At 42.6% G+C, this 20,102-nt stretch carries 18 protein-coding genes; 2 read left to right on the forward strand and 16 right to left on the reverse strand.

Annotated elements, in window-relative coordinates:
• Window positions 1–75 precede the first annotated feature (75 nt).
• Window positions 76–984, forward strand: coding sequence for a DUF2935 domain-containing protein (locus CST_RS08055; RefSeq protein ID WP_015359381.1), 909 nt, complete (start codon window positions 76–78; stop codon window positions 982–984).
• Between the two features lie 111 nt (window positions 985–1,095).
• On the opposite strand, the gene CST_RS08060 is transcribed toward CST_RS08055, so the two are convergent.
• From CST_RS08060 to CST_RS08080, 5 genes are all read right to left on the reverse strand, one after another.
• Window positions 1,096–2,313 (reverse strand): hypothetical protein, encoded by a 1,218-nt coding sequence (locus CST_RS08060; RefSeq protein ID WP_015359382.1) that lies wholly within the window; start codon window positions 2,311–2,313, stop codon window positions 1,096–1,098.
• Between the two features lie 17 nt (window positions 2,314–2,330).
• Window positions 2,331–2,783: an RNA polymerase sigma factor gene (locus CST_RS08065; RefSeq protein WP_015359383.1), complete on the reverse strand. Its 453-nt coding sequence runs from the start codon at window positions 2,781–2,783 to the stop codon at window positions 2,331–2,333.
• A gap of 186 nt (window positions 2,784–2,969) precedes the next feature.
• Window positions 2,970–3,746 (reverse strand): ABC transporter permease, encoded by a 777-nt coding sequence (locus CST_RS08070; RefSeq protein WP_015359384.1) that lies wholly within the window; start codon window positions 3,744–3,746, stop codon window positions 2,970–2,972.
• A 1-nt stretch (window position 3,747) separates the two neighbouring features.
• The gene (locus tag CST_RS08075) at window positions 3,748–4,437 is read right to left on the reverse strand and encodes an ABC transporter permease (RefSeq protein WP_015485042.1); all 690 of its coding nucleotides are present in this window, start codon (window positions 4,435–4,437) and stop codon (window positions 3,748–3,750) included.
• A 112-nt stretch (window positions 4,438–4,549) separates the two neighbouring features.
• Complete coding sequence (locus CST_RS08080) at window positions 4,550–5,524, reverse strand: ABC transporter ATP-binding protein (RefSeq protein ID WP_015359385.1); 975 nt, start codon at window positions 5,522–5,524, stop codon at window positions 4,550–4,552.
• Window positions 5,525–5,762: 238 nt separating this feature from the next.
• Here CST_RS08080 and CST_RS08085 point away from each other — a divergent pair, with 238 nt between their 5' ends.
• Entirely contained in the window at window positions 5,763–6,896 is a 1,134-nt protein-coding gene (locus CST_RS08085) for a serine hydrolase domain-containing protein (protein ID WP_015359386.1), read from the forward strand.
• A gap of 57 nt (window positions 6,897–6,953) precedes the next feature.
• Here CST_RS08085 and CST_RS08090 read toward each other — a convergent pair whose 3' ends face one another.
• The 11 genes from CST_RS08090 to CST_RS08140 form a co-directional block, all read right to left on the reverse strand.
• Window positions 6,954–7,304, reverse strand: coding sequence for a cupin domain-containing protein (locus tag CST_RS08090; RefSeq protein WP_015359387.1), 351 nt, complete (start codon window positions 7,302–7,304; stop codon window positions 6,954–6,956).
• Window positions 7,305–7,423: 119 nt separating this feature from the next.
• Window positions 7,424–8,467: an oligogalacturonate lyase family protein gene (locus CST_RS08095; protein ID WP_015359388.1), complete on the reverse strand. Its 1,044-nt coding sequence runs from the start codon at window positions 8,465–8,467 to the stop codon at window positions 7,424–7,426.
• 15 nt (window positions 8,468–8,482) lie between these two features.
• Entirely contained in the window at window positions 8,483–9,685 is a 1,203-nt protein-coding gene (locus tag CST_RS08100; RefSeq protein WP_015359389.1) for an MFS transporter, read from the reverse strand.
• A 158-nt stretch (window positions 9,686–9,843) separates the two neighbouring features.
• Window positions 9,844–11,583, reverse strand: coding sequence for an S-layer homology domain-containing protein (locus CST_RS08105; protein WP_015359390.1), 1,740 nt, complete (start codon window positions 11,581–11,583; stop codon window positions 9,844–9,846).
• 46 nt (window positions 11,584–11,629) lie between these two features.
• Window positions 11,630–12,664 (reverse strand): S-methyl-5-thioribose-1-phosphate isomerase, encoded by a 1,035-nt coding sequence (gene mtnA, locus CST_RS08110; protein ID WP_015359391.1) that lies wholly within the window; start codon window positions 12,662–12,664, stop codon window positions 11,630–11,632.
• A 184-nt stretch (window positions 12,665–12,848) separates the two neighbouring features.
• The gene (rbr, locus tag CST_RS08115) at window positions 12,849–13,511 is read right to left on the reverse strand and encodes a rubrerythrin (protein WP_015359392.1); all 663 of its coding nucleotides are present in this window, start codon (window positions 13,509–13,511) and stop codon (window positions 12,849–12,851) included.
• A 216-nt stretch (window positions 13,512–13,727) separates the two neighbouring features.
• The gene (locus tag CST_RS08120; protein WP_015359393.1) at window positions 13,728–14,075 is read right to left on the reverse strand and encodes a cupin domain-containing protein; all 348 of its coding nucleotides are present in this window, start codon (window positions 14,073–14,075) and stop codon (window positions 13,728–13,730) included.
• Between the two features lie 38 nt (window positions 14,076–14,113).
• A complete protein-coding gene (locus tag CST_RS08125; protein WP_015359394.1) occupies window positions 14,114–15,925 on the reverse strand; it encodes a transglycosylase SLT domain-containing protein in 1,812 nt (603 codons plus the stop codon).
• Between the two features lie 179 nt (window positions 15,926–16,104).
• Window positions 16,105–17,268 carry a hypothetical protein gene (locus tag CST_RS08130; RefSeq protein ID WP_015359395.1) on the reverse strand — a complete coding sequence of 388 codons (1,164 nt, stop codon included), beginning with the start codon at window positions 17,266–17,268 and terminating at the stop codon, window positions 16,105–16,107.
• Window positions 17,265–17,753 carry an RNA polymerase sigma factor gene (locus CST_RS08135; RefSeq protein WP_015359396.1) on the reverse strand — a complete coding sequence of 163 codons (489 nt, stop codon included), beginning with the start codon at window positions 17,751–17,753 and terminating at the stop codon, window positions 17,265–17,267. Before CST_RS08135 ends, CST_RS08130 begins: the two co-directional genes overlap by 4 nt.
• A 243-nt stretch (window positions 17,754–17,996) precedes the next feature.
• The gene (locus tag CST_RS08140) at window positions 17,997–19,943 is read right to left on the reverse strand and encodes a glycosyltransferase (RefSeq protein WP_015359397.1); all 1,947 of its coding nucleotides are present in this window, start codon (window positions 19,941–19,943) and stop codon (window positions 17,997–17,999) included.
• Between the last annotated feature and the right edge of the window lie 159 nt (window positions 19,944–20,102).

Raw genomic sequence — 20,102 nt, forward strand, 5'->3', positions numbered from 1 at the left:
TTCATCAGACAAACACTTTTTGAAATTTTCCAAATATTATGATAATATGCAACAACAAAAAAGGGTGGGTTAATATTGCTGCCAAATAATGAATTCATAAGGCTTTCCCTGGAAATAAACCTTTTCTTTCAAAGACTTATGAAGGAGCATCTGTTCTTTATTGAAACGGCTTTAGCACCGGTTAACGCCGACTACATAGCCGAAGCCAAAAACCTGAAAGAAGAATTTGAACGCCTTCTGGCCGAAACGGTGAGTTATTCCGACCGGGCAATCTCAGTAAACGTTATCAGTTCAAATGAACTTGTTACCCCATTTACACTGACGGCTGAAGAATTGACATCGGCTTTAACAGGCGCGGAACTCAACACCGAAATAACAAAAGCCGAATACCGGTTAACAGGGCTCACTTCAATACCGGCTGATTATTACCGGGAATCGTCGGAAAATATAGTGGGTGATCTCAATCAAAGAACCATTAATCTTCTGGAAGAAGTAATTGCATTTCAAAAAAGAATATCCACCCTTTCGGGAGAATGCAGGATATTTATAACTCTTTATAACGAGTTGCTGGAGCATGTCACCCACGAAGCTGATTATTACGCCGGACTTTTAAAATCGCTGCAGAAAAAGGAGCTTCCGCGGAAAACCCTTTGCGAGGAGCTTAATTTCTGGAATCATCTGATGGGAGAACATGCATTGTTTATTGACGGAATGATGGATCCGTCCGAAAGAAAACTCAAGGAAACAGCGCGGAACTTTGCCGAAGGTTTTGAAAAACTGGCAAGGGACTGCGTAAGGACTGCAGAATATCAAATAAAACGGGACAGCTTAAGCCTTACCGAAGCAATAAGGAATTTCAAAAGGGCGGGAACCGACGGAATACTAAGATGCAGAATAAAATCCATAATTCCTCCCCTTCTGGCCGATCACGTATTGCGTGAAGCGAACCATTATTTAAGACTGCTTGAAATGATTAACGGATAATTATAAAAAGCACCGTAAAAAAGCTGGGTTTTCAGCCCGAAAACCCAGCTTCGGAATCTCTTCGTCAGTAAATTGAAAACTTGACCGGCAAATGCTCCTGGCTAACCGCTTTTACAATGTGTAACTGGACGCATTGATTATTTTTGAATCGCTCAAATCTCCCAAATTGGGTATAATTGCGCTGAGTATTCCCTTTATTCCCCTGCCCGAATCGTTAATATTAACCACATCTTCCGATACTTCCTCAACGGCGCTTCGCTGCCCGGGGAAACAGTTTATGTTAACACAATCTTTGAATTCAACGCGCTCAAGTATCAGTTCTGGCGGCACATCCTCGTCTATGCTTACATTCACGCAGTCAATAACCGTGATTCCGTCCCCGTTCTGATCCAGCATACGCCTGTCGATTTTAAGGCTTACCTTATCGATTATGCATTTTCCGCGCACAAACATTAAATTTCCATAGTGGGCATCAATTTTACAAAATGACTCTTCAAGGGATTTAGGTATTCTTACAGTCCCGGTTACATGGAGATATTCAATCTTTTCAAGTAAATCGGCGGCTTTCAAATCAATCATTAAATCGCCGTTAATAAAAAGTTTCGGGCCATATTTTATCAAAAGTGCCCGGCTGAGCTCGGAACTTCCGTTTACAAAACTGCAGCCGTCGGGAACGGTGACTATTCCGGTTGTATCGTCGAACAGCTGCAAAGCCGCATCAACGAGGGACTCTGCAATTACTGCGTTTTTTGTGAGAAATCTCACGCCTCTGTTCACCATCTCTGCAATATCCAATGAATTATCAAGTATAACCACACGCTTTCTGGCAAAATATCTGGCATTCTTACACCTTTTAATAAACGTCCTGTCCACAACGAAAGTATTTTTAAGCAAAATGGCGTCATCAGGATAGGTTTCTATACTGCCGTTCACTTTAAGCGAGCCCAGATATGAAGACAAACTTTCGGGGTAAATTACCATCCCGTTAACATAAATCCCCACAAACCGTTCGAGTGCCTTTTCGGCCCCCGGTTCTATTTCCAGAGCTCCGTTAACCATCAGATACACTTTTTTGCCACCGGGATCCGATGCCGATATAACAAAACGCCCGTTCTGAATCATAATATCCACATCGGAATCCTTGTCCAATTCCACGACATCGGAACAGTTAAGGGCCACACCGTAACTGTGAAGAAGGTTCTTGGACTCGGGTGTAATAAGAATCACAGCCGAATTAATTGTAATATTCTCATAATTGGCAAGGGTTTCTTCCTTTACGTTTCTTGCGTCGCAAATGGCAGCATTGATAATAAGTTTGTTTTTTGGCATAATAATACCTCCGGATATTAATTTTCATTAAAATATTTTTTTAATCTCGCCCGTGCGGAAGCGAGTCTGGCTCTTACCGTAGAAGGCGGTATGCCGAACATCTCTCCAAGTTCGGTGGAGTTATACCCATGCAAATACCTAAGCAGAAACAGTGTACGTTCGTTTTCGGGAAGGTGACAGCACATCATTTGTACCATGACTTTTGAATAATCATCCTCACTTGCCGGTTCCTGAGCAGGCTCAATGCTCTTTGCCAGTCTTCTTACATGATCAATAAATATGTTCTTTGCGGTACGGTATAGCCACACTCTGCACTTTGCTTCAGGCAGTTCACTGAGTATGTCGGCATTTGCCAGAGCGCGAAGGTAAGTTTCCTGGACAATGTCCTCAGCAAACGCCACGTCATGGGAAAGTGAGACACAAAAGCGCAATAATTCATTATAGAACCTGGAATAAAGCAATTTAATCATAATGTCTCTTCCTTCACCCTGTGCCCGTTATCCGTCATGTGCATGTAACACATTTTCACATAACTTCTGTGCCACGGCGATGAATTTTGCATACAAATTCATCTTGGGAATATTTTCGATAATATAACGAATAAAAAGGAAAAAGTGTTGATATGAAAAAAATTTTTTAAATATTAATTATAAATTCTATGAGCCGGTGGATTTATAACGGTGCATTCCGATTTTCCATAAAATGTAGCATGGTATTATAAACAAAGAACCCACGGCAGGTAAAAGCATATATAATCCGTTATCGCTTCTACCGGTAAGATATAGCAGTGGATAATACTGAAATAACGCCATCGGAACCACATATGTAAAAAATTTCAGGATTCCTTCACCGTATATTGACAAAGGATAACAGCCGAATTCCCTGCCTCCGTCGGTAAAAATGTTCATAAACTCAAGCCCTTCGGTTGTGAAAAAACAGAGTGCGGCATAAACAAGAAAAAGTCCTGAAAATATAACCACTCCGCCTGTAATCATCAGAATTAGAGTTAAGATTTTATCCAGACTCCACACAATCCCGCCGGCAGGGATTGTATACGCAAAAACTATGACAGCCTGAAGGAATCTGCCTGCTCGCGTCAGCTCAATCCTGGATGCCAAAACCTGAAATATTTCATTCCTTGGACGCACCAAAATTCTGTCAAATTCCCCGTTTCCAAGCATGGATTGGAAAGTATCAAACCCCCGCGCAAAACATTCGACAATGGAAAATGACATCAGAACGACGGCAAAACATAAAAGGACTTCATTGTACGAAAAATCTTTCACACTGTGAAAGCGTGACATTAAAAAATAAATTCCTAAGAACACGCCAAATGAAGTCAGAAACTGTCCTGCCACAGTCATGAAAAAAGATGTTCTATACTGCATCTGGCTTTTTACATGCATTGACAGATACTTTAAATACAACCTCATATTACCCACCCTGTAGGACCACTTTTTTCAAAGCCTTGGTCATCCAAAGCCTTCCGACTGCTATTAAGACAATAATCCAGAAGACCTGCAGCATTATTCCGGAAAGCACATCCTTACCTGAAATGTTACCGCCGTATATTCTTAACGGCAGGTTCTGCATTGATGCAAAAGGGGTCAGAGATATAATTTTCAGAATTTTTTCGGGGAAAAAAGGCAAAGGAATTATCGCTCCGGCTAAAAACTCGGTTAACGCCGAAAACACAATACGGACCCCTATTGGTGACACAGTATAAAACGCCGAAATATATACCAGCATATTTAATGCCGTCAGACAAAACACTGCAAGGAGCATGGATATTATAAACATGAAAAAAGCAAACAGGCTTACGGGAGGGGAGATGCCGTAGGGTTCAGGCAGAAATACTGCAACCAGAAGAATCGGTAAACAGCGTAAAGCAGCCCTTGAGAAGCGCACTGCAAGATTTTTTGTGAACCAAATATTATACAGATCCATTGGCCGGGTCAGTTCATAAGCTACATTTCCGCTCGTTATGGACATAAAAATATCATTATCGTAAAACCACGTCATGAACAACGCGAGCAAAGCCTGTTGCAGCCATATATAAGATGTCAGCTGTGAAAACTCCATCGGAAAACTCTGCGGATTCTCCGCATAAAACGCCCTGAACATCAATATTTTCTCATGGACCCCCAGGCAAATTGTGTCATAATCCCTGCATACGCGGCGGATCTGTATTGCAGGCCGTTAATAAACCTTATTCTGAAAAAACTTATATATTTTTTCATATCCCCAGTTCCTCATACAGAGATACAACTATTTCGTCTATGCTTGCTTCTGTTACCGATAAATCTTTTATATCGGCACTTTTGGAAAGCAGCTCAATCGCCTCTCGAACCGAAATCACGGAAGTATCAATTTCAAACACCGCATGACCGTCAACCTGATTAATCAGGGAAATACCGTTTGTCGAACTAAACCGGCCCTTGCCATAATGCAGTGTTATTTTTTTCTTTTTTGAACTTTTTGACTTCATATCGGAAAGAGAACCGTCAAACAAAATCTGCCCCCTGCCGATAAGCAGTATTCTTTCAGTTAAAGCCTCAATATCCTGCATGTCATGTGTTGTAAGAATTACTGTGGTTTTCTTTTCTTGGTTCATCTTTTTAATAAAACTCCGTACGGCTATTTTGGATACGGCATCAAGCCCTATCGTAGGTTCATCAAGAAATAATATTTTGGGGTTATGAAGAAAGGATGCCGCTATTTCACAACGCATTCTTTGCCCAAGGCTAAGCTGACGGGCGGGGGTTTTTATGATGTCTTTCAGGCCAAGCAGTTCCACAAGTTCTTCCAGGTTATTTTTAAATACACGTTTGTCCACGTCATAGATATCCTTTAAAAGCTCAAAGGAATCAATTACCGGGACATCCCACCAAAGCTGCGAACGCTGCCCGAAAACAACGCCGATGTTTCTTACATGCTCGCGGCGGTTTTTATATGGAATCAAACCGTTTATAACACATTCCCCACTGTCAGGATAAAGAATCCCGCTCATAATTTTTACCGTGGTACTTTTTCCTGCTCCGTTCGGGCCAATGTACCCTACCATTTCACCGTCATTTATTTTGAAGGAAATGTCGTGAAGGGCCTGAATATATGTACAGTTACAGGTGAATAGGGAACGGAACGCTTCTTTTAAGCCGGCATTTCGCCGTGAAACCTTAAAGGTTTTGTTAATATTGATTAATTCAATCATAATAAATCCTCTGCAGAGAAAATGAAAAAAGTGGAAAATACTAATATTTTATCACAATGGTTATGTTTATTTCTACCATTCTCTTTTGACAATTATGTTACAATTTTATAAATTCGATTCCGGGATAAACGCCTCTGTCAAAAACTCTGTGGTAACATTGTTTAAATTGATATAAAATCATTTATGGAAATATTAAACCATTAATTGAAAGACATTCTGGTTTCAGAGGGGATGTACAATGAACCGAAAAATACTGGAAGAATATCTGAATTCGCTTGAACAGCGCGGAATTCCCGGCTGTGACTGTGCGGTGATATATAAGCACGAACAGGTTTTCAGGCATACCGTTGGGTATGCCGATGCCCAAAGAAAAAAACCGTTAACCGCGAATACCACATACTGGCTTTATTCGGCCACAAAGCTGTTCACCTGCACCGCAGTAATGCAGCTTATAGAAAAAGGGCTGATTGGCCTGGATTCTCCCGTTTCCGATTACTTGCCCGAGTATAAAAATTTAACGGTTAAAACCGACAGAGGCATAGTTCCGGCAAAGAATCCGATGACCATAAGGCACCTCCTTTCGATGCAGAGCGGCTTGAATTACAATCTCGACGCCCCTTCCATTCTCAAAATCAAAAAGGAGACTAACAATCAGGCAACCACAAGACAGGTAATAGCAGCCCTTGCAAATGAACCGCTGGACTTTGAACCCGGAACTCATTTTCAGTACAGTTTAAGCCATGACGTTCTTGGCGCAGTAATCGAGGTGGTTTCAGGGCAAAGGCTTGGAGAATACTTTAAGAAAAATATTTTTGAACCTTTGGGCATGAAAAATACTGGTTTTGAACTGACACCCGAACGCAAGGCCAACATGAGTGATCTGTTTTCGTTCGACATGAATACAATGACCTCCACACCGGTACCAAACCATAACCGTTATGTGCTTACAAGAAACTATGAAAGCGGAGGAGCAGGCCTCATCTCAACGGTGGACGACTATTTGCTGTTCTTAGACGCGATGTGCCACGGCGGGACAAGTAAAGACGGTTACAGGCTGCTTTCAAAAGAATCCATTGACCTTATGCGCCGTGATCAGTTGAATGAAGTTTCCAAAAAAGACTTTGATTTATTTGGAAGGCACGGCTACAGCTACGGTCTTGGGGTGCGTACCCTAATTGAAAAGGAAAAATCAGGTGTCAAAAGCCCTTTGGGCGAGTTTGGCTGGGACGGTGCCGCGGGAGCTTACGCCCTTATTGACGTTACAAACAACCTGGCAATATTCTACATACAGCACGTATTGCAATGCGGGTATGTTTACAATGTAATACATCCAAAAGTCCGGGATCTTACCTATGAAATGCTCGGGCTTTAATAAACAGTCTTAAAAAAACTGTCAGACAGATTTCCCAGTCTGTCTGACAGTTTTATATCAGTTGTACAGCATAACTACCGCTATGAACTCCAACGGTTCATCACCGTTATTTTCTATTGAATGAGTTCCTCCGTCGCCTGTGAGTATTACATCTCCTGCCTGCACTTCGGTGGTTTGTCCGTTGTCAGTTACAATTCCTTTGCCTTTCAGAATATAGTAAGCCTCTTCCTCATCCACGTGCTCGTGCAGCCCTATCGAACAACCAGGATTTAACACTATTCTTGCAAAAAGGCGGACCTTTCCTTTCATTTCCTCCCTGTTAAGAATGTGGATAAGCTCAACACTTCCTTTTCCGCCTCTCATTTGTTCCCTCAGCTCGGTTTTCATCTCCGACGCCCGTTTGACCATTGATTATCCCCTCTTTACTTTAATTTATCAGTACTGAAAAAATTATACACTTTGTCAGCACAATATTGCAACCGGGCGGTTTAATTGCCCGGAAGGATAAACAGTACGGGAACACGTTGCTACGGGCGTTCAAGCTGGTTAAGATCAATCAGACAAACCTGGGTTGTGCCGTTTTCAAACGGACGGTTGAACAAAATCATATCTCCCCTCCTGTTAAAAGAGGGATGCATGTGATCGGCACCCGTTTTTGGCGTGTCAGTGCTGGCCAAGGTAATATACTTGCCCGTTTCACCATTTATAAGATAAATCAGATTAGGGCTTTCAACTCCGAGATATCCGATACGATCGGCGCAGAACCACTTGGAATCTCGGGAAACACCGGGATGGAGGATTTGTTCTATTTCGGCGACAACCCGGAAATTATGCCCGTCTTTCGACCCCATCATCAGATATCTCGGCAGTTTCATAAATACAACATGTTCACCGTCACATGTCCATACTTCGTGGGTGATCCAGTCGCCCTCAACTTCAACATAGTACGGCCTTGCGGTACGAGTTTTCAAATCAAAAAGCCATGTTCTCTGCAGCGCATCACCGCCCGTCTCATGTATAAACAGAATTGTATTGGGATCGGTGGGGCAAACCTGCACATGTCCGAGATTGCAGTCGCTTTGGTAAACAACTTCGCTTTTTCCTGTCTTCGGATCAAATACTACCAATGCATAAATACAGTTCCACTGTTTATAGCCGCAAACAATCGTGCCGTCTTTACTGATGGTAAGATGGCCTGTAATACTTCCTCCTTCAGGAAGGGCCCCCAGTTCGGTTATCTGATCGGTGTCACAGTCATAGCGGCATATTATATTATTGCCTTTCACCATAACACCGTAATTTTCATACCAGTGCATTGCAAACCCATGGTATTCGCTGCCTGCCACCACTTTCATTTCGCCTGTTTCAACTTCAACCTTCAAAAGCTCGCCCTTTCCTCTGTAGACTTCGTTTGCGCCCTCTGGGATTTGTCTGTTACAGAAAAAATAGCGATCGTCCACGGTGAAATTTTCTGTTGTAAAGTACAACTTTGTATACCTTTCAGGTCCATGTGTGTACTGGCGTATTTCATAACCCGTTACCGGATCTGTGTAAGTAGTGAATTTTTTCATAAAAAACCCCCCAAGTCATACATTTTTTGTAATCCTGCTGTTTTTTATCATTAACAATCCCGTTAGCATTAATACGGGAAAAATCATAGCAGTCAAAAGCCCGGCACTTAACATTCCGCCTTTTGCATTAGCCACAAGCCCGACAAGAGTGGGGCCTGCCGAGCAGCCAAAATCACCTGCAAGCGCCATAATTGCATACATTGCGGTACCTCCGGCTGGCAGCTTTTTGGCAGCAATACTGAACGTGCCGGGCCAAAAAATACCTACAGAAAAGCCGCACAGAGCACATCCGACAAACCCCAGAACCGCATTACCCGACAGGGCGGCCACGGAATAACTGACTATGCACAATCCTGCGCTTAACATCATCATATTTCTTAATGGAATGTAATCGCTGAATTTGCCGTAAATGGCCCGCGCAATCCCCATTAATACCGCAAAAGTCATCGGGCCGGCCAAATCACCTGCCGTTTTAGACACTTTAAGCCCTGCTTCCGCGAATGCTGAAGACCACTGGCTCATTGCCTGTTCGGATGCCCCGGCACATACCATTAAAAGCAAAAACAGCCAGAACACTTTCCTGCTGAAAAGTTCCCTTACCGAAAGCCCTTCATCTCCTTCAACTATTGGATACAACGGTACCTGAGTAAAATAAAAAAGATTTGCAAAAGGTATAACAGCCCAAATACACGCAAGGATTTTCCAATTGTCGATACCTGCGAACGCAAAAAAGGCGGTGGATACCAAAACCACACCAACCTGCCCCCAACAGTAAAAGGAATGGAGAAGGCTCATTGCCGCCTCTTTCTTTTCAGTGGGGCATGCCTCAACAATCGGGCTTATGATAACCTCAATCAAACCTCCGCCAATAGCGTACAGCACAACAGAGGCAATCAACCCCATATATGCATTCCGGCTGAGATCTGGCAAGAACGCCATACCAAACAAACCAAGGCCTGCAAAAAGATGGGCACATACAGCAGATACCCTGTATCCGATTTTGTCCACCAGCTTAGTTGATATCAGATCCACCAGCAACTGTACAGAAAAATTCACCGTGGTTATAAGCGTAATCCTGTCAATTGTAAGATTATATGAATTCTGAAATGTCAAAAACAGCAACGGTGCGTAATTATTGATTATCGCCTGGGTTATGAAGCCGATATAGCAGGCATAAATCGTGTGTTCATAGCTTGTACTTATATTTTTCGTCCTCATCCTTTAATACCTTTTTCCGTTTCCCCCGGATTTTAACCGAAAAATTTCTCCGGAAATTACATTTCCGGAGAGAATACAATCAATTTTATAACAGTTTTTTATGTAAATATCAAGTATTTTAGCTTTTACTTAATTATACAGCACTGCATAATTTGGCTTTACCTCTTTGCAGTCCCGTTTAAAATACTTTGCCATATATCAAGTTTGATGTTTTTTCCGCCTGTATTTTCATAATCGGGTATAATCCCAAGCCTCCACAGGGATATTCGGTTAACACCGAACATTTTCGCAAGCCTAATCTTGTCGCTGACACTTTCTGAGTTCTCATACCATATGACAGTACGCACCTGTCCGGTCTCATCGGTATATTCCATGTATGGGTTGCCGTTGATTGGATAATAATATACGTCCGCGCCGGAGGAAAGCTTTTGATAAATCCTGTCATATCCCAGCTTTAGCGGTTCATCATTTAAAACTTCACCGTTTCTGACATTCCACTGTACAGAATCAAACGAGATCTGAAGCAATATTTTATCCGGATCGCTCACTCCGTTTTCCCTGTCCGTAATGGCTTTTAACGCATAATACAGTTCATCTTCCGGAGTAAGAGGAGTTAAAACATATCCTGCTTTCATCTCGGCCTCTGTAAGTTTTTTTGCGTAATAGTCATGCGCCATTAGTATCACTCTGTCAGCTATTTGTCCGATGGTTTTGTAATCATACGCATCATAATATTCCCGTCCGGGTATCCTTTTGGGATGAACAGCCACATAAAGCTTTTTTCCGCTGACATCCAGTTCCTGTTTAAGTTCACGAAGAAAATCATTAAACGCGTTTTTAAGTCTTTCCCCCTTCATACTTTCAAAATCAATGACAGCTCCGTCAAAGGATATCGAAATGCCTTCCTTTACCGTATTGTTAACATGTCCTGCGATTAATGAAACGGCCTGTTTTCTCAATTCCGGCCGTGTCAGTATGTATTCCAGCAACGGTATTTCCTCGCCGTCCGGGCATACAATGGAGTTATTGTCCGCATAGACCATCAGTTGCGCCGAAACATTGCTTTCCCTGGCCAGATTGAAAGGCTCCGTAAATCCCTCCGGAATGTAAAAGTCATTCCCGCCCGACGAAGCGGTATTAAGAACCACCCGCCCCTCGTCGCAATCAAACTCCATTCTGCTCCAGCCGAAACTGACCGAATTCATGTAAGGGATATAATTAATCTGGGGATAAGAGCGAATCGCATAAAAAGCGTGGAGTTCCTTTACAGGTGTGCTGATTTTCTCATACATTCTCATCATCATAACAGCCGCTTCTTCCCGCCTGGCCGTATCGTAAGGTTTGAACTTATTATCTCCCACTCCTTTTATAATTCCAAAATCTTTAGCAATCGTTATGTACCCTTCATTTTCGCTGACATCGTCAAAATCGCTTCCAAAGGAATTAAGACTCTGCGCGAGCCCGCCATATCCGAGGGCGTTTACAAGCATTATCGCCATTTCTTCACGGGTAATCGGATCTTCGGGACGGAATTTATCTACTCCTTCGGGTATTACGCCGTTCCTGTATGCCGTCTCAACGTAAGGATAATACCATTTTGAAGGATCGACATTATCAGTGAAACTGCCTTTTTCAGGTGTTACCGTTTCCCATTTCATAAGCCTTACAAGATATGTAACAAACTCGCTTCTTTTTATCTCAAGTCCCAAACCAAACCTATTATTTCCAATGCCGTCGGTTATCCCAAGGGTGCGCAGTTCATTCACCGCAGCATATGCCCAATGGTCTTCGGGCACGTCGTCAAACCGCACAACACTGTTTTCATTCGCAAAAGAAGGTATTACAACCATCAACAACGCTAAAGCAATACTAACGCTTATCCCTCGCAGACTGCTCATCGAACAGGCCCCTTTCAACTTTTATAGATGAACCCCCGCCTTGCACTTATTCCTCCCTGAGCCTTTTTATACTTTCAGTGAAAGGCGGGTAAAGTATACCTTTTTCGGTTATTATTGCGGTAATATAGCGGTTAGGCGTTACATCAAACGCAGGGTTTTTAACGTCCACCCCTTCAGGAGCAAGCCGGATATTCCCAATATGAGTGACCTCCCTGTGGTCCCTTTCCTCAATGACTATTTCATCACCGGTGGCTATGTCAAAATCGATGGTTGAAGTCGGCGCGGCCACATAAAACGGGATATTGTGCTCTTTTGCCAGCACCGCAATTGTATAGGTTCCTATTTTATTGGCGGTATCCCCGTTTGCCGCTATCCTGTCAGCCCCAACAATACAGCAGTCTATCTCGCCTTTCTGCATGAAATATCCTGCCATATTGTCACAAATCAGAGTTACCGGAATTCCGTCCTGCATCAGCTCATAAGCGGTAAGCCTTGCTCCCTGGAGGTACGGCCTTGTTTCATCGGCATACACACGGACTTTTTTCCCCGCCTCATGGGCGGCGCGAATAACCCCCAAAGCCGTGCCGTAATCGCATGTTGCCAGGCTTCCGGCGTTACAGTGGGTCAGAATTGTGTTCCCGGATTTTATAAGCCGGTTTCCGAACTCACCAATCCTGCGGTTGTTTTCCACATCCTCCCGATCCATCCGCCGGGCTTCTTCAAGTATTGTACTTTTTATTTCTTCAATGCTTCTGTTTCTGTTTTCATAAGCCGTTTTCACTATCCTGTCCACGGCCCAGAAAAGGTTAACGGCGGTAGGCCGGGTATTTTTCATAACTTCAGCCATCTGTTTTATTTGGGCAAAAAACTCGTTTTTGTCTTTGGTTTCAACGGCATTAGCACCTAAAACCATTCCATACGCAGCGGTAACCCCGATAGCCGGAGCACCTCTTACAATCATATTCCTTATGGCTTCCGCCACCTGCTCACATGTTCTGTATTCATGCCAGACCGTCTCGGCAGGAAGTTTTGTCTGGTCCAGCAATTTTAAAACTCCGTCTTCATAATACAGCGGTCTCACGGAATCTTGCCTCCATTTGTCAGATATTCGCTTTAATTATTAATTATATACTATCACATGATAAAGCGGAAAGTAAGCTGAAGCGCCGATATTAACCGCAATATGAAAATTCCACCGAACATTCGACAAAATACCCGGCGTATTCACTACACCGGGTATTTTTTCCAGGAACGTTTTCTTAATTTTAGTAGTTTTCCTTTCTCACTTCAAAAAAGCTCCGGGAATGTTTGCATACAGGGCATACTTCAGGAGCTTTTTTACCAATTACCAGATGCCCGCATACACGGCATTCCCATATGGTTTCTTCGCTTTTTTCAAATACCTGCTGCATTTCCACGTTTTTCAGCAGTTTGCGGAAACGTTCCTCATGAGCTTTTTCTATAGCGGCCACCTTGCGGAATTTTTCCGCCAGTTCAGGAAATCCTTCCTCTTCGGCATCCTTTGCAAAACGTTCATACATATCCGTCCATTCGTAATTTTCGCCTTCCGCCGCATGTAAAAGATTCTCAGCCGTGTTTCCTATCTTTGCAAGCTCTTCAAGCCAGATTCTCGCATGTTCCTGTTCGTTCCTTGCAGTTTTCAGAAATATCTCCGCCAGTTGTTCATATCCCTCTCTTTGCGCCACTTCAGCAAAATATGTATATTTATTTCTCGCCTGGCTTTCTCCTGCAAAAGCCTCCATAAGATTTTTCTCGGTTTTCGTTCCGGCATACCTGTTGTTCTTCTCGTTCTTCTCCTCCAGTTTAACAAAATAAGAAGCAGGTCTGCCGCATCTGGGGCATTTAAAATCCTCTGTCAGTTCCCCTTCAAAAATGTAACCGCATACAGAACAACGATATTTTGCCATTTTTTCTCCTCCTCTTTTTCGGAATCCTATTCCGTTCCCACCAGCACTTTAAACAACAACGTAAACCAAAATCTACGCGTTAAACAACAGCTGATGAAAACATGCTATTGTAGCCGATTATACATCAAATCGGTCTGAAAATAAACATTAAAATGATACTGTTCATTACACGAGTTTTGGAATATCTCCGTAAACAAAAAAAACTCACTTTTAACGTCATTTAGTTACTTCAAATACCAGTATTTTCAGATCGCCTTCAGAATTATTCACCAGACCGTGGCTGTCAAAGGGCTGATTGACGATTACATCTCCCGGTTTTACTTCGATTTCATCATCATTGACTTTCATAATTCCGTTCCCATCCAGAATAACATAAATCTCCTCGTTATCACCGTGCTTATGAAATCCGATGGACGAACCTGAAGGCAAAACCATATATCTGAAAAACCTCAGATTTGTCTGAAAATCATTTTCGTTAAACAGAACCACATCCCTGACAATTCCTTTTCCACTGTGGCTGGTGGTAAACTTGGGTTCTTTTTCATAAAAATTTGCAGTTTTCATGTTCATTCCTCCGCTTGCCGGCACCGTAAAGACAGCTTTTATTTATAAAGCCATTTATAAATGAAATATGCATTTCTGACTTTTGTGACATATTCCTGTGTTTCGGAAAATGAAATAGCAGTCGGAAAATCTTCCTCAGAAGTCATTAAACCGCTTTCAAGCCACTTTTTCACATTTCCGGGGCCGCCGTTATATGCCGCCAGTGCCTTGTCAATGTCCCCGTTGAACATATTCATCATTGAATTAATGTAAAATGCGCCAAGCATTATGTTTATTTCAGGCTTAAACAAATCATTGTCCGTAATGCTCAGACCCATGCGCGATGCAATATCTTTGCCCGTTGCCGGCATAATCTGCATCAGCCCGATGGCTCCGGCTTTTGATACGGCATCATACCTGAAATGGCTTTCCTCCCTTATAACCGCCCAGATTAACGCGGGATCCAGCTTGTACTCTTCCGCTTCTTTAATGACATACTTTTCAAAAAGCTGAGGATATGCAAGCTCGTAGCCTCTTCTTGTAGGCTGTTCGCTCAACGATCTGATACCCCATAAGATGGCGTTGTAATATTGTCCCCGTTTAAGGTACCAGTCACCCAGCGCCAATTTTTCTTCAAGGGTTGTGGTTTTTGAGCCAATTGCAACTTCTATCGCGGCAGCATCCAAAAATCCTTCGGCCTCATAAATTTCGGCCTGCTTCAGATACTCTGGTACATGATAGTTTAATTCCGTCAACTCCGGCATCACCGGTTTCTCCCCTATTCTGTCCATCCATGCAGGATGAAAGGACAGAACGTCGAGAAACTTATCCACATCATCATTCCCGAGCCTTTTAGACAAAATATACGCCCTGTACGCGGCATCATCCTGATACATACTTGCAATTGATGCTATACGTGTATACGTTTCCAGGGCTTTTTCAATCATTCCCGCGTTATCCCATATACGCGCGGCATGCCATAACGAAACGGCCTCGTTGCTGCCTGCAAAGGCATCGGCAGCCTCCAGTGCCTTTCCTTGCTTCTGTAAAATAAGCCCCAGTCGGTACGCCCCTTTTTCACCCATGACTGAATACAGTTTTACCGCCGCGGATGTCTGACCCACAGCTTCCATACATCGTGCATAAAGCCAGGCAATACTCTGATCCGAATTATCCAGTCCGTAAAGTTTTTTATAAAAAGGCAGGGCACTTTTATAATCGCCCTGTTCAAACAAAGCCTGGGCATAATATTTCATCAGCGTAATATTGTCATTTTCCGCGGGATTATTTTCAAAGACCATTGTTAAAAATTTCCTTAAAGCCTCCCATTCTTTCTGCGAGGCATATGCTTCGCATATTTTTTCCGGAGCGGTTTTCATTGCCATTAAAACATCGAGCGCCTTTTCATTCGGGAGAAGCAAAAGATACTCTTTTTCAGCTTCACTTAGCTTTCCGTTTTTCAGCAGATGTTCAGCCAGCTTGAAATGAATTTCCTCCGTATAATAAAGCTCAAGGGCAGTACGGTAATATTCAGAAGCATCCTTTCCTTCCTTTTCGGAACGGTTCGCAAGTATCAGGTTTGAATAATAACCCAAAGCGTTTTCTTCTTTTGCAAGTATTTGAAGAACTTCATCCTTAGCAGTTTTTATTCCTGTTTCAAGTTCCGCCAGCAATTCAGAAATCCCGGGGAATTCGGTATAAGCAGGCATAACCGTGACGGGAACCGAAGCGATTCCCTCCAGACTTTCCCATTCATAATATTCATAATTCCCGCCGTCCACAGGTTTGTTCTGTATTCCTGTTGTGTGCATCAGAACCAGAACCAAAACGGGAATTAAAAACAATAATCCTGTTGTAATTTTTCTTCTCAAACTTATAAACCCCTTTGAGATTTTCTTAGAAATTTTTGCTGACAATAAATCAGTTGTTTTTATTTTACCATAAATTTATTTCTGTTTTAAATAGTTTTATTATAATTCCTTGTTATTGTTTTTAATTCCCTCGTGTAAAACCGCCTGAAAGGTATTTGGCAAGCCGGCGCAAGATTTTTTTATTTAACATATCCATCAAGAAATTCTCTAAAATCATTATTTATTTCATATCTCGAAATAAAGCCTATGTTTCTGTAATACGGCGAATCATAATACAAACCATTTTTGTTATAAATCCTTATAGTTACCGGATTTGCCAGTGCATCATCGGAATATCCTCTTAACGGCTGCACCGTTCCTGAGCCTGCAGCAGCCGTACCTGAAAATGCGGAAGACGACAAGGGTGTATCTGCAGATATACCTCCGGTATCACCGTTACCAGTTAAAGGCAGATCTTCTGCGGTGGTTGTATCATCCGGTGCTGTACCGGGCCTGATACCGGTTTGACTGCCGGTTTTATCAGGAATATCGGTTTCCGGTACGGTATAATCCGATTCAATGCCACTGTTGCCGGTATTATTATAATTGAAAAGAATCTCAAAATATCTGTTGCTGGAATTCTTTAAGACCGAATAATAATTATAGAACAGTTCGATTTCGTCCCTGTCGGTCATTTCAGCAATTATATCGGTATATCCGTTTTGCTTGCTCTGTTCAGAATGACGTATAAACTGAATTTTTGATATATCGTCGGCCTTATATATGCCAAAAAGTTTCAGATATTCAGCCGAATCTTCATCCTGATTGTTATTATAGCTATCAAATACAAAAAATCTGAAAAGCTGATACTCATTACCTTTTTTTACCGCAACAACAGCTTCGCAGCCTGCCGGAATATAATGGTACACTTCGCCGCCTAAAAGGCTTAAATCCGGGCTGGTTTCAATAATGCCAATCTTATCACCTAAATCGTTTTCGTTAATCACCGAAGGCAGTCCGAATTCCTCCCTTAAATCATCTGAAAGCAGTATATAATGCCTGTCGGAAAGGCAGAACTGGTTCACGATCGGGGCCACTGCATCTTCTCTTCCCGTGTCTGAATAATCAGTCCCTCTATGATCGCGGAATAAATTTTTACCATGGTTACCCGACAGATTATAAGTTAAAAGCCCTGCTACAATCACAACCACCGTGGCCATGGCAGGAATTGTTTTTCTGAAATTAAACGGCATATACATTCCCTCTTTTCCGCGTTGTTTTAAAATATTGTCAAGCATCCTCTTTTTTGCGGCTTCATCGGGTCTAATTTGCCCAAAAGCCGTCTTCAGGTCTTCTTTTTTCATTTTTCATCACCTTCCAGTTCAATTTTAAGAATTTTCCTGCCATTGTGCAGATAACCTCTTATTGTGGACGGATTTTTCCTCAGTATTTCAGCTATCTCCACCGTTGAATATCCTTCATAGTAATACAGATATATCGCCATTTTATATTTGGGGGGAAGTTCCATAACCTTTTTTAAAATACTGTCAGATGCAAAAGACTGCTCAATCTCGGTTTCCGGAACCTGATTTATGCCTATTGTCTTTGACCACCAGTGCCTGAAATGATCCTTGCACAGATTGGTCGCCGTTCTTATAAGCCAGGCTTTTTCATGCTCTTCACTCCGAAAAACCGTCCTGTCCTTTATAAGCCTTAAAAAAGTGTTTTGAACCATATCCTCAGCGTCATGCCTGTTTTTCATAAACAAAAAACAAATCCGGTAAACAGTGTCCACATGCCTGTTGTAAATTTGTATAAGTTCCTCACTCGTACGACATGAACCCTTCAATACGACTTCCCCCTTTCACCTGAAATACGATCGGGGACGCAAAAACGTTTGGAGAATAAAAAAATAATTTTATATATTTTTTCTGAACGGACATCAGAATAAACACTCAACTGAAAGGCAAATTGCATTAAAAAAACGGAAAAACTCAGGACATGCTTTTAAGACGTGCCGGATAAGACAAAAAGACTGTAACCGGCATCGCGCCGTTGTATCACAAAAACCGGCAACCGGCCGAAAAGTATATCACAGTCTTATTGCGATAATCCTGACCACCTGGCTGGCAATGTACAGAATACATGCTATCCGGACGGCAACCGAAAAACTTATTCTTTCAGCTTCAACAGGTTCATTCATCATTTCATTCATAATTTGCCATGTCCGGTTTTTAAGTTCTGTTACCGATTCCTTCGGAGAAAGCTCACTGTTCGGGTACTGGGGTTCTCCTATGAAAAGATGCATACGCCTTCCTCCGGCTATGCGCCATATCCCCTGAGGATGAATGTTTACAAGCACCATCGGTATAACCGGGCAACCGGTGTGTACTGCCGTATAAAAAGCGCCGGGCTGAAATTCCCGCAATCCCTCATAATTACGAATCAGCATCCCCTCGGGATAAAAATGCACCAAATCGCCGTTTTGAATCCCATGTTTAATATGTTTCATAAATCCGACCAGTTTTCCCTTGCCGTTTGGAACAGGAAGCGCGCCGCAAAATCTTATAAGCCATCCCACCAAAGGAAGCTCAAGGTTATTAACAAGGCTCGTAAAATATATTGGCCGTGGAAATACCGCCAGTTTAACCATTGTACAGTCCATCGGGTGTATATGATTCATAACGGTAACCGCCCCGCCCCTGACCTTTTTCAGCTTATCCTTTCCTTCTATCACCAGCCCGAAAAATACAGTATCAATAAAATAAATTATAATTGCAATTAAATTGGTGAAAACGTAAAACAAAGCCTGTCTGGCGGGTGTGCGCTTAGAATAGGCCACATTTACGGCATCGGTATCCGGGTGGAGCAGCTTTCTCAGGCGGGATTTTTCGGGCTGTTTGTAACCGTTCTTATGATAATCCGAAATAACGTCTTTATACAGTCTTTCCATTTCGGCCACACATTTGCTTACCCTTATGGTTTCGGCCTTTTCCGCATATATCCTGCTCATTTTGCTCCGTTCCTCGGGATGTTCAATCCAATAATCGATTTTTTCCGCCAAAGACCTCGCATCACCCGCTTTGAACAGACAATTGGGGTGCAAAGCGAAGGATTTTGTTGCTGAAAGGTGTGAATCCGAAATTACAGGCACCGCTCCGCACGCCATCGCCTCAATGCACGAAATTCCTTCTATTTCCGCATCTGAGGTATGTATATAAAGATCGCATATATTATACATCTGTAGCAGTTCTTCCTGCGTAAAGAATCTGAATATGGGCTTATTCTTGAGATTCCTGCTCAGCTTTCGGTATTTTTTCTCCTTCGGGCCCATCCCTGCAAACACAAGCTGGATTTTATCCCGGTATTTGCTATATTGAACAGCTTCTATAAGAAGATCCTGCCGTTTTTCTCCCGAAAGTCTTCCGACCATAAGCAGTACAATTTTCCCTTTAAGGTATTCAGGGCGTCTAACCTCGGCAGGTCTGAAAAGGTCATTTACACCGTTGGATATTACGCGGCATTCGGCATCATAACCATGCTGCATAAGCTGTTCGGCAATCATTTCACTGGGGCAGTGTATGAAACGGAAACGGTTATAGAAACATTTATAAAAATAGCGGTAAATCACATCATTGGCCCTCTTGCTCTTTCCCAAGCCTATACTGTAAGTTACGTTCTCAGGCTGCAGATGGAACGCAGAAACCGTAGGAATTCTCATCTGCCGCGCTATAAATTCCCCCCTCCGGCAGAACCATGTGGGAAGGAAAAAATGTATTATATCCGCATTTCTGAATGCACGGTAATAGGCCTCATCATTAGGACGCGCAAAACAAAAACCCTGTTTTTCAATCAGCGGCTGAAAGAACGGAATTCTTAACTTTCTAATCCCTGTTTTATTCCCGTCGGCTGAACCTGCTGCAAGAATGGTTACTTCATGTCCGCGTTTCCGCAGCTCTTCGGCATACCTGCGGGCAGTTGCCGCCGTGCCGTTGTTCAGGTTAAAACTGTCAATTACAAACACAATACGCATACCCATACTCACAGCTCCCTTTGCATTTTGTCCTGAACCCTGCCGCCGGCCTGAAATCCCGAATTAACCGGCAAACAAAACCAAAGGTTTGTTGCATGAGATTATGAAAACCTGTCATTTGACCCATGATTATATGTAAAGCTGCCAATCATATTGGTTCAGAGC

The organism is Thermoclostridium stercorarium subsp. stercorarium DSM 8532 (assembly GCF_000331995.1).
Lineage (GTDB): Bacteria > Bacillota > Clostridia > DSM-8532 > DSM-8532 > Thermoclostridium > Thermoclostridium stercorarium.